This is a genomic window from Lysobacter fragariae (assembly GCF_054779775.1).
Map to the genome: position 1 here is coordinate 331,770 of NZ_BAAGXP010000007.1, position 10,743 is coordinate 342,512.

Consider the following 10,743-nt stretch of genomic DNA (forward strand, 5'->3'; position numbering starts at 1 on the left):
CTACGCGAACGCGGCGCCATGCTTCAATGCCCCCTTCCCTGCATCGGCCGGCGGCTACGCCCATTCGGCGAGTTGGATCCGGGTCGGGAATGGAACCAACTACAAACCGGAGTTGTGAACATGCGCCTGGAGGCGACCCTTCTTGCATTCGCCATGAGCTTCGACGCTCACGCAGCGGAGCCGATCAACCGCACCTTCACCGACTGGACGCTGGGCTGCGACAACGTCCGCACCTGTGTCGCGGTGGGCGTGGACGAGGACAGCGGCCTGGTGGTGCGGATCGAGCGTGATGCTGGCCCGGCGACGTCCACGCGGACGACGGTGTTCGGCAGCTTCGAGGGCGCGCGGCGGATGTTCGTCGACGGCCGCCCCGTCGCCCTGCCGCCGAAATCGTGGAAGGCCGGCAACGGCGCGGAGGAAACCTGGGTCGTGCAGACGCGGCAACTGGGCGCCACGCAGGCCTTCCTCGATGCGATCCGCAACGGCAAGGTGCTGGCTACCCAGGCGCGCCCCGGCGAGGACGACCCGAAACTCTCCCTGCAGGGCCTGTCCGCCGCGCTGCTGCTGATGGACGAAGCCCAGGGCCGGCTGGGAACGAAGGGAGCCCTGGTCCGGCGCGGCAGCAAGGCGGAGTCCACGGTCCCCGCCGCCGCGTCGCTGCCGTCGCTGCAACACGCGCCGGTGCCGAGGCCATTGAAGGAGTCCGATGCCCGCCGCCTCGCCGCCAGCGTCCGCAAGGCGCAGCGCGCGCTGCTGGAGAAGGAGGACTGCACCAGCGACGACGGCGAATTCGACAACGCCTACGCGCTGACCGACAGCGATGCGCTGGTGATGGTCGAATGCATGCGCGGCGCGTACCAGGGCACCAGCGTGCTGTTCCGGACGCCTCGCCGCAACGCGAAGCAGGCGGAACGCGTCGTACTGGAAGGCGTCGGCGCCATCCGCGCCCAGGACATGCTGACCATGGCCGACTACAACCCGGAAACCGCGACGCTGAGCCACTTCGCCAAGGGGCGCGGACTGGGCGATTGCGGCGAATTCGCCAACTGGGTGTTCGACGGCGAACGCTTCCACCTGGCCGATTACAGCGTGATGGACCATTGCGCCGGGCTGATGCCGGACGAATGGAAGACGCTGTGGCGCACGCGCGAGCCGCTCCAGGAAAAACCGCTTCAGGAGCAGCCAGCCAAGGAGAAAAGCGAGTGAACCTCGAATGGGTGGGATACGTGGCGGCGACGCTGACCACGTTGTCGTTCGTGCCGCAGGCGATCAAGACGATCCGGACCAAGGAAACCCACGGCATCTCGCTGTGGATGTACACGATGTTCACGGTCGGCGTCGCGTTCTGGCTGGGCTACGGCCTGTACCTGCACTCCTGGCCGATGATCCTGTCGAATACGGTCACGCTGCTGCTGTCGGCATCGATCCTGACATTGAAGCTGCGCTACGGCTGACGCCGCTTCCCCATCTCACGGACGGCGAGCAGCCACCACGCGAACCACGCCACCAGCGCCACCCGCTGGCTGGGTGCGACGGCCAGGATGCTTCCGGCCAACGGCGCGCACAGCAGCACCAGCGCCGCAGTGGTCGCGCACGCCAGCCGCCAACGCAGCGACGCGCGGCGCTCGAACGCCATCAGCCCGCAGCCACTGACGGCAGCAATCCACCACAGCACCCACGTCGTGGCGTGGAGGCGACTTGTGGTGGCATCCAGGTCCTGCGGATCCAGCGGCAGCAGCCCCTGCGCCGCGAAAGCGAGCGCCGCCAGCATCGCCACCTGCGCGCCGATGCGCGGACACCAGCCGGCGCCTTCGCCCAGCGATGCACGAAGCCGCCACCCCACCCACGCGAGCAGCGCACCGGGCAATACGAACGCGGCGAGGTTGAACGCCTGCGCGTACGGAACACCGCGGCCACCGAGCACGGAAAGCGGATGCTGCAGGTGGTCGTAGCCTGGCTGCATCGCGCCAAAGGCCAACGCTGCGACCGCGAACGACAACGCTGCGCAGGCGGCTGTAAGCACGGGCGGATTCTTCATGGTTGCTCCCAATGGAACACGTCCTCGACCCCCATCCCGAAAGCGCGCGCGATTCGGAACGCCAATTCCAGCGAAGGCGCGTACTTACCTGCTTCCAACGCGATGATGGTCTGGCGCGTGACGCCGCAGGTGCGGGCCAGCGCTTCCTGGGTCATTTCGCTGCGCGCCTGGCGCAGGCGCCGGATGTCGTTGCGGACGAAAGTGCCGGTCATGTCCCGTCGCTCATGGCCGAGCGGCATGCAGGCGATCGCCCACGTAGAAGGCCACGCGGAACGCGGCTTCCAGCAACCACCCCAGCCCCACCATCCACACCAGCAGCGAACCGAACCAGTCGACCGGCATCGTCGCCAGTCGAGCGGCCCAGGTTCCGTTGCCCAATGCGACCGCGACCGCAAGCAGCAGAAGGGACGCACTCCACATCGCCAGCGAAGTGGCACGGGCGGCGATGAGGCGATCGCGTTCGTCGTCCGGCGCCGCGCCGTTGCGCACGCGTACCCAGACCGCACCCACGAACACCAGCGCGATGACCATTCCCCCAAGCCGCTCCACCAGGCTCCATCCCGGTTTTGCCACGCGCCAGAATTCGGCTTCGCCAAACAACAGGACGCCGAGTACGGTCACGCCGGTCGCGAGTGCAAGCAGCCGCAGCCAGGACAGGAACTCGCGTCGCTCCAGTCCCGAGTTGCGCACGCTGATCGCGATGAACGCGAGGCAGGCAAGCCCCAAACCGGCGAGCAGCGCGCGACGGGGTTCCAGCATCGGCGTCAACACCGCCAGCAGCACCATCGCTGCCAGCAACAGGAGTGGTGCCATGTTTCCTTGAATCTTCCCGGTCTTTGCCATGACTCCTCCCTCGTCTTTATGTAAAAAATACTTTACATTGTCATTTGACCAGATGTAAAGAATTATTTACATGACCTTGGGTTCGTTTCCAGCAAGCACTATCTCTCGGCCTATCCCGCCCCAGCCAAGGTTCCGCATGTCCGCGTCCGAACACGTCTTCGATGCCACTTCCGCCAATTTCGAAGCCGACGTCCTGCGCAAGTCGCAGGAAACCCCGGTACTGGTGGATTTCTGGGCGGAATGGTGCGGCCCGTGCAAGCAGCTCGGGCCGGTGCTGGAAAAGCTGGCCGACCAGTACAACGGCGCCTTCCGGCTGGCCAAGGTCGACGTCGACAAAGAGCAGGAACTGTCCGCGGCCTTCCAGGTGCGCTCGATCCCGACGGTATTCCTGGTCAAGGACGGACAACTGGTGGACGGCTTCCCAGGCGCGCTGCCTGAAGGACAGCTGCGCGAATTCCTGACCCACCACGGCATCGAGCCGGCCGAACTGGCCGAGACGACGCCTGACGAACCCGCTGCGGACGACACCCCCGCCGCCATCGACCCGCACGCCGAAGTCGTGCGCCTGCGCGGCGAAGTCGCCGCAGCGCCGGAAAACGACGAACTGAAGCTGGAACTCGCCATCGCCCTGCTGCGCACCGGCGCAGCGCACGAGTCCGAGCAGCTGCTGGACGCCCTTCCCGCCAACCTCGCCCACGACGACCGCACCCAGCGCGCCCGCGCGCGATTGGGATTCGCTGCGCAGCTGAAGGACGCGCCGCCGGTTGAGGTGCTGGAAGCCGCCATCGCCAGCAACCCGGAAGACCTGCGCGCCCGTCACCTGCTCGGCATGCAGCGCATCGTCGCCGGCGAGTCGCAGGCCGGGCTGGACCAGTTCATCGAACTGCTGCGCCGCGACCGGACCTATTCGGACGGATTGCCGCGCAAGGCGCTGATCGACGCCTTCCGCATCATCGAAGACGAGGATCTGGTCGGCACCTACCGCCGCAAGATGTCATCGCTGCTGTTCTGACGGTCGGTCGGCCCAATCGGACGAGCAGGCAGCCCGCCCAAGCGCAGATCCAACGCCCCGTACCGGCGGATAACCGCGTATCCCGCCATGACGGGGCTTGACTATACGCATGCGTATGGCGATGCTTCGCCCGCTTCCCCACGGCCTCCCGCATGAAGTCCAAAGTCACCCCCAGCCTGTTGCGCCGGGTCCTGAACCTCTGGCCGCCCTTCCTCTTCGCCGGCGTGCGCGTGGTCTGCATCGCCGACGACTGGCGCGGCGCCAGGGTCGAACTGCGCATGCGTCCGTGGAACCGCAACTACGTCGGCACCCATTTCGGCGGCAGCCTGTTCTCGATGACCGATCCGTTCTGGATGCTGCTCACGATGCACACTCTTGGTCGCGACTACATCGTGTGGGACCAGGCCGGTTCGATCGAATTCGTGCAGCCCGGCCGTGGCACCGTGCGGGCGGACTTCCGGCTCGATGACGCGATCCTGGACGAAATCCGCGCAGCCACCGCCAATGGCGGGAAATACCTGCGCTGGTTCGACACCGATGTCGTGGACGACGCAGGCAACGTCGTCGCGCGCGTGCGCAAGCAGCTCTACGTGCGTCGCAAGCGCAGCCGGGAATCCACATCCGACGACACCGTATGTGAAGCAACCCAGGGGCAAGCCACATCCAGCTGATGCCACGCAAGCGCGGCCCGGACAGGTTCAAAAGTGACAAAAGCGGTGACGGTCCACGTCAGTCATCTCCCCATTGCGACAGTGGCTTCATCGCCGCTCGCAACGCGCTTCACTAATTTGCTTTTTTGCTTCCAGCCCCCCCGGAAATCCGGCTAGCCTGAGTCGCGCAGGGCGGTATGCTGGCGCCGCTGCTACAGGGGATGCGGGACACATGGCCGAAGAAACGCCGACTCACGACGACGGCTCGCCATTGCCGGACGTACCGGGCCATCGCCTGCTGCGCGTGATCAACCACGGCGGCATGTCGACGGTGTACCTGGCACGCCAGCACTCGCTTGGCCGCGACGTCGCCATCAAGGTGATGTCGCCACAGGCCCTGGGCGATGAAGTCAGCCGCCGCCGCTTCGAGAACGAAGTGCGCACCATCGCGCGCCTGGAACATCCGCACGTCGTACGCATCCACGAAGTCGGCCGCACCGCTGAAGGCCTGCCCTACTACGTGATGCCCTACATGGCGCGTGGCCACCTCGGCCAGCGCAACTACAGCAAGAGCGAAAAGCGCGCGGTCGAGATCGCGCAGATCCTGCTATCCGTACTCGCCTATGCGCATGCGCGCAACATCGTGCATCGCGACGTGAAGGCTGAGAACGTGCTGTTCGACGACGCTGACCGCCCGCTGCTGGCGGACTTCGGCATCGCCCTGCGCAAGGACTGGGGCGGTGCACGCATGACCACCGCCGGCCTCGCCGTAGGCAGCACCGCGTACATGGCGCCGGAACAGGCCCGCGGCGAAGTCGTCGACGGTCGCGCCGACCTCTATGCCCTCGGCGTGCTGATATGGGAAATGCTCGTCGGCAAGTTGCCCTACGAAGCCGCCGACGCATTGTCGATGGCGGTGATGCACGCGCAGGACCCCATCCCGAAGCTGCCCGCACACCTCGCGCATTGGCAGGGCTTCATGAACCGCGCGCTGGCCAAGCAGCCGGGGCAGCGTTACCAGGACGCCGCGCACATGCGTGCGGGCATCGAGTCGGCCACCCAGCGCAGCATCATGCCGGCGTTGCGCGACCGCCTCGGCCGGCTGGCGCACCTGCAGCAGTACGCCAAGCCCATCTGGGCCACCTGCGCGCTGCTCGCCTTCATTGGCGTGGGCGTGCTGGCGATCGAATACATGGGCAAGCCCAAGGCCGAGGACATCCAGGCCTCGGCCATCGACGCGGCAACACACAACGACGTCACCGCCGCGATGCTCAAGCCGCTGCCGGAATCACCGGCGCGCAAGGCGCTGGAAACCGCGCGCCGGCACATCGCAGGCGGCCGCCTGACCACGCCGATCGAAGGCAACGCCTACGCCAGCGTGCTCGAAGCCTGGAACGCGGACAGCACCAACGTCGACGTGCCCATCGTCGCCGACGAACTGACCGAAGCCTTCGCCGATGCGATCGCATCCAACATCCGCGATGGCAACGACGCCCGCGCGCGCGAGATCTACGCGATGGCGACGGCGCTGGGCCAGCAGACCGCCACGGCGGCCTCGCCAGCGCACCAGCATCTGCAGGAAAAGGCGGAAGCCGCCATCAAGGCGCGCTTCGAAGCCGCCGCCAAGCGCTACGACAAGGACGATGCGCAACGCGTCGCCAAGCTGGTCGGCGACTTCGGGCTGCCCGCGCAGTTGGGGACCGACCTCGCCCAGCGCGCGCAGACACTGCCGCGCGCCGGCCAGACCCTGCCCGATGGCGGCGTGCTGCACGAAACCACCCAGGGCACCGCCGTGGCCGTGAGCCGCAAGCCGGTGACGCGCGCCGAGTACGGACGCTTCGCCAAGTCGTCCGGCCGCCCCCCCGCGCTGTGCCGGGAACGCGTCTCGCTGTTGCGCGTGCTGGCGCCTCGCGACTGGAAGTCGCCCGGCTTCTTCCAGGGCGAAGGCGAACCGGTGGTCTGCATTTCACTGCAGGACGCCGAAGCCTATGCCAGCTGGTACAGCCGCCAGACCGGCCAGCGCTGGCGCCTTCCCACCGCCGCCGAAGCGCGCCAGACCGCCGCGGCAGGCAGTGGGCGCGATGTGTCGCTGTGGTCGCGCGACTGCTCGGGCAGCTGCGCTTCTCGCGTGGCCAGTGGCAAGTCGTGGCGCAGCGGCAACGCGCAGCGTCCGCTGGTCGCCAATCGCGGTTATGACGACGTCGGATTCCGCCTGGTGCGCGACCTGTAAGCGGCGACTCACGTGGCATGACTGCGGCACCGTCGCCGGTGGCGAAGCGGTACGCGAGGCGTTCGTGCAGCGCGCGCTGACGCATTCGGCGTGTCGTCGGCGCCGACGACTGGTGTCGCATCGCACGCAACACACGGCTGGCATACGGACGGGTTTGGCGGTTGACCGCTTACAATCCGCGGATGTCAGCCCCTACCCGCCCCAGCCTCCAGAAACTCTTCATCACCGGTCTGTTGACCCTGCTGCCCATCTGGCTCACCTGGGTGGTGGTGAAGTTCGTCTTCGTGATGCTTTCCGATACCAGCCGCCCGGTAATCGGGCCGCTGCTGGAGAACCTATCCACGGCATTGCCGAACGCGCTCGGCTGGCTGGTGCAGCCCTGGGTGCAGACCGCGATCGGCGTCGTTGCCACGGTTGGCGTGATCCTGCTCTCCGGAGTGATGGCCCGTGTGGTCCTGGGGCAACGCCTGCTGCGCTGGTTCGAGGCATTGATCAAGCGCATCCCGCTGGCCAACACCATCTACGGCAGCGCGCGGCAGCTGCTCGACATCCTGCAGACGAAACCCGATGGCACCCAGCGCGTGGTGCTGATCGATTTCCCGCACACGCAGATGAAGTCGATTGGCTTCGTGACGCGCGTGCTGCACGAACAGGGCACCGGCCGCGAACTCGCCGCCGTCTACGTACCCACCACGCCCAATCCGACCTCCGGCTACCTGGAGATCGTGCCGGTCGAGAAGATCACCCCGACCGACTGGACCGTCGACCAGGCGATGAGCTTCATCATTTCCGGTGGCGCGGTGTCGCCGGATTCGATCCCGTTTAGCCCGCCCGCCCACGACTGATCCCGCCCACCATTGATCCCGGTCGTGAAGATAACGAGGCCGCGCGGGCGGCCCGCGATGGCAAACCACCCCGAGATCGTCAGGACCAGGTCCCTCGCTCCAGCAGGGACGTCGGCAAGCAAGAAAACAAACCGTTCCACAGTTGCTCCGACTTGAGCATCCAACCCGGACAGGCCGCCCATGAACGACAACAGCGCAACCTTCCAGCACGTCGTCCCGATGCGCACGCTCGACGACAAGGCACTGCGCCTGTTCGTGATCCTCGCCGCCTTCTTCTGCGTCAACGCAGTGCTGGCCGAATTCATCGGCGTGAAGATCTTCGCGCTCGAAGACACGCTGGGCATCGCGCCACTGCAGTGGAACCTGTTCGGCCAGTCCGGTTCGTTGAGCTTCACCGCGGGCACGTTGCTGTGGCCGGTCGTGTTCCTCATGACCGACGTCGTCAACGAGTTCTACGGCCGACGCGGCGTCCGCTTGATTTCGTGGCTGGCGGCGATGCTGATCACCTACGGATTCGCGTTCGCGTTCGCGGCGATCGCGCTGGCACCGGCGGGCTGGTGGGTGAACGCGGCGCAAGCACAGGGCGTGGCCGACTACCAGGCGGCGTTCGCCGCGGTGTTCGGGCAAGGGTTGTGGACGATCGCCGGATCGCTGGTGGCCTTCATGCTCGGGCAGCTCATCGACGTGGCCGTGTTCCACCGCATCCGCAACGTTACCGGCGAGAAGCACGTGTGGCTGCGCGCGACGGGATCGACTGCGGTGTCGCAGCTGGTCGACAGCTTCGTGGTGCTCTATATCGCTTTCGTGATCGGCCCGCAGCATTGGCCGATGTCGCTGTTCCTTGCAGTGAGCACGGTCAATTACGGCTACAAGATGCTCGCGGCGGTCGCCATGATCCCGCTGCTGTATGTGATGCGCCGGGTGCTCACGTCGTACCTGGGCGAGGCGCGAGCGGAGCAGCTACGCGACGAAGCGGCGAGCTGACCTCGCGTTCCAGTCTTGCTTCTACAGGCGACTGACGACGGGCGACATGAATACGCCCACCGGGAGCCTGCGGCACGACGGAATGGAGCCTCCATCCCGCTGCGCATGACTTTCGACCGGCGCGCGCGCGGGCCCGGTCGGGGATGCTTCGGGCTCCTTTAGCGAACCGCCCCAGGAACCGCCATGCACCTGCGTCCCATCGCACTCTCGCTCGCCTTGGCGCTCGCCGCCGTCTCGACGCCGGTCCTGGCCGCCGATCCGCCTGCATCGATGCAGGTGCAACCGGCCAAGGCTGCAAAGCTGGAAGCGCTGTACGGCCAGTTCTGGGAAGAGAACCTCAAGCTCAACCCTCTCCAGGCAACGTTCCAGGGCGACAGCCGCTATGACGATCAGCTGCCGGACTTCCTGTCCGCCGACTATCGCCAGCAATCCCATGACTTCACCGCGCGCTGGCTGAAGACGGTCAAGGACATTGGTCCGGACGGCCTCGATGGCCAGGCGCTCATCAGCTACGAGATCTTCGTCCGCAACGCCGAGCAGGCACTGGAAGCCGAGCAGTTCCCCGGCTGGATGCTGCCGATCGACCAGTTCAACAACATCGCCGGCTTCGCCGCGCAGCTGGGTTCGGGCACCAGCGCGCAGCCCTTCCGCACCGTGAAGGACTACGACAACTGGCTGGCGCGCGGCAAGCGCATCCCGGTGCTGTTCGATACCGCGATCGCCAACATGCGCGAAGGCATGAAAGCGGGCGTCGTGCAGCCCAGGGCGCTGATGGTGAAGGTGATCCCGCAGTTCGACGCGCTGATCAAGGACAAGCCGGAGGACACCCTGTTCTGGGGGCCGGTCGCCAGCATGCCGAAGGAATTTTCGGCCGCCGACAAGGCGCGTCTGACTGCTGCCTACCGCGAGATGATCGGCACACAGATCATGCCCGCCTACCGCAAGGTGCGGACCTTCATCGCCGACGAGTACATGGCGAAGACCCGCACCAGCCCCGGCATGGAGGGCCTGCCCAACGGCCAGGCGTGGTACGCCTACAACGCGCGCAACTCGACGACCACCGACAAGTCGCCGGATGAAATCCACAAGATCGGCCTGAGCGAAGTCGCGCGCATCCACGGCGAGATGCGCAAGGTGATGGAGCAGGTCGGCTTCAAGGGTTCGCTGCAGGACTTCTTCAAGTTCATGCAGACCGACCCGCGCTTCAGCTTCAAGGACGAGGACGCGCTGCTGAAGTACTACCGCGCCCTCGAAGCGAAGATCAACCAGAAGATCCCCGACCAGTTCTCACTGATCCCGAAGTCGCCGTTCGAGATCCGTCCGGTCGAACCGTTCCGCGCGCAGTCCGCGGCTGGCGGCCAGTACCAGTCGCCGAGCGAGGATGGTTCGCGTCCGGGCATCTTCTACGTCAACACCTACGACCTGCCCACGCGCAAGACCTGGGATGCGGAAGACCTGTACCTGCACGAAGCCATCCCGGGCCACCACTTCCAGATCGCGCTGCAGCAGGAACTGACCAACTTGCCGGCGTTCCGTCGCTTTGGCGGCGAGACCGCCTTCGCCGAAGGCTGGGGCCTGTATGCCGAATCGCTGGGCAAGGACTTGGGCGTCTACACCAACCCGTACGACTACTTCGGCTACCTGCAGAACGAGCTGTGGCGCGGCATCCGTCTGGTCGTCGACACCGGCCTGCACAGCAAGGGCTGGAGCCGCGAGCAGGTGATCAAGTACATGCTCGACAATTCGGCCGAGTCGGAAACGCAGTCCACCGCCGAAGCCGAACGCTACATGGCCATTCCGGGCCAGGCGCTGGCGTACAAGATCGGCGAGCTGAAGATCCAGGAACTACGCCACCGCGCGGAGAAGGAACTGGGCGGCAAGTTCGACATCCGCGAGTTCCATGCCGAAGTGCTCAGGGATGGCGCCGTGCCGCTCTCGGTGCTGGAAAACAAGATCGACCGCTGGATCGCGTCGAAGAAGGGCTGAGTTCGCCAACTGTCATGTGGAAAGGGCCGGTTTTCCCGGCCCTTTTCTTTGGCTCTGTTCGCGTTGGCTAGGGATGAAGTCAGACCGAGATTGCCAAGGCCAGCAGTGACGCGGCCTTGGCGCCGGATTGAGCATTCCGGTCGAGCGCCCGGAAC

General features: G+C 66.1%; 10 protein-coding genes and 1 pseudogene. 8 read left to right on the forward strand and 3 right to left on the reverse strand.

The annotated features are described in order from the left end of the window. Positions 1-153 precede the first annotated feature (153 nt). Positions 154-1,206 carry a DUF1176 domain-containing protein gene (locus ACYVD7_RS10460; RefSeq protein ID WP_460762636.1) on the forward strand — a complete coding sequence of 351 codons (1,053 nt, stop codon included), beginning with the start codon at positions 154-156 and terminating at the stop codon, positions 1,204-1,206. Next, the gene (locus tag ACYVD7_RS10465) at positions 1,203-1,454 is read left to right on the forward strand and encodes a SemiSWEET transporter (protein WP_460762638.1); all 252 of its coding nucleotides are present in this window, start codon (positions 1,203-1,205) and stop codon (positions 1,452-1,454) included. Before ACYVD7_RS10460 ends, ACYVD7_RS10465 begins: the two co-directional genes overlap by 4 nt. On the opposite strand, the gene ACYVD7_RS10470 is transcribed toward ACYVD7_RS10465, so the two are convergent. The 3 genes from ACYVD7_RS10470 to ACYVD7_RS10480 are packed head-to-tail and all read right to left on the reverse strand — an operon-like array spanning position 1,445 to position 2,851. Further along, positions 1,445-2,038 (reverse strand): DUF998 domain-containing protein, encoded by a 594-nt coding sequence (locus tag ACYVD7_RS10470; RefSeq protein WP_460762641.1) that lies wholly within the window; start codon positions 2,036-2,038, stop codon positions 1,445-1,447. The genes ACYVD7_RS10465 and ACYVD7_RS10470 overlap by 10 nt on opposite strands. Beyond that, positions 2,035-2,250 (reverse strand): helix-turn-helix transcriptional regulator, encoded by a 216-nt coding sequence (locus ACYVD7_RS10475; RefSeq protein ID WP_460762643.1) that lies wholly within the window; start codon positions 2,248-2,250, stop codon positions 2,035-2,037. The genes ACYVD7_RS10470 and ACYVD7_RS10475 overlap by 4 nt, the downstream gene beginning before the upstream one ends. Positions 2,251-2,260: 10 nt before the next feature. Next, entirely contained in the window at positions 2,261-2,851 is a 591-nt protein-coding gene (locus ACYVD7_RS10480) for a hypothetical protein (protein WP_460762646.1), read from the reverse strand. Positions 2,852-3,017: 166 nt separating this feature from the next. Between ACYVD7_RS10480 and trxA the strand changes: the two genes are divergently transcribed. The 6 genes and pseudogenes from trxA to ACYVD7_RS10510 all read left to right on the forward strand — a co-directional run bounded on the left by trxA (position 3,018) and on the right by ACYVD7_RS10510 (position 10,588). After that, positions 3,018-3,893, forward strand: a complete 876-nt coding sequence (gene trxA / locus ACYVD7_RS10485; RefSeq protein ID WP_460762649.1) for a thioredoxin — start codon at positions 3,018-3,020, stop codon at positions 3,891-3,893. 152 nt (positions 3,894-4,045) lie between these two features. After that, on the forward strand, positions 4,046-4,564 hold the full coding sequence (locus ACYVD7_RS10490; protein ID WP_460762652.1) for a DUF4442 domain-containing protein: 519 nt from the start codon (positions 4,046-4,048) through the stop codon (positions 4,562-4,564). Positions 4,565-4,775: 211 nt separating this feature from the next. Further along, entirely contained in the window at positions 4,776-6,773 is a 1,998-nt protein-coding gene (locus ACYVD7_RS10495; RefSeq protein WP_460762654.1) for a serine/threonine-protein kinase, read from the forward strand. Positions 6,774-6,955: 182 nt separating this feature from the next. Then, a complete protein-coding gene (locus tag ACYVD7_RS10500; protein WP_460762657.1) occupies positions 6,956-7,618 on the forward strand; it encodes a DUF502 domain-containing protein in 663 nt (220 codons plus the stop codon). A gap of 219 nt (positions 7,619-7,837) precedes the next feature. Continuing rightward, positions 7,838-8,602, forward strand: a complete 765-nt coding sequence (locus tag ACYVD7_RS10505; RefSeq protein WP_460762699.1) for a queuosine precursor transporter — start codon at positions 7,838-7,840, stop codon at positions 8,600-8,602. A gap of 143 nt (positions 8,603-8,745) precedes the next feature. Continuing rightward, positions 8,746-10,588 (forward strand): annotated as a pseudogene (locus tag ACYVD7_RS10510) (DUF885 domain-containing protein). Positions 10,589-10,743 lie beyond the last annotated feature (155 nt).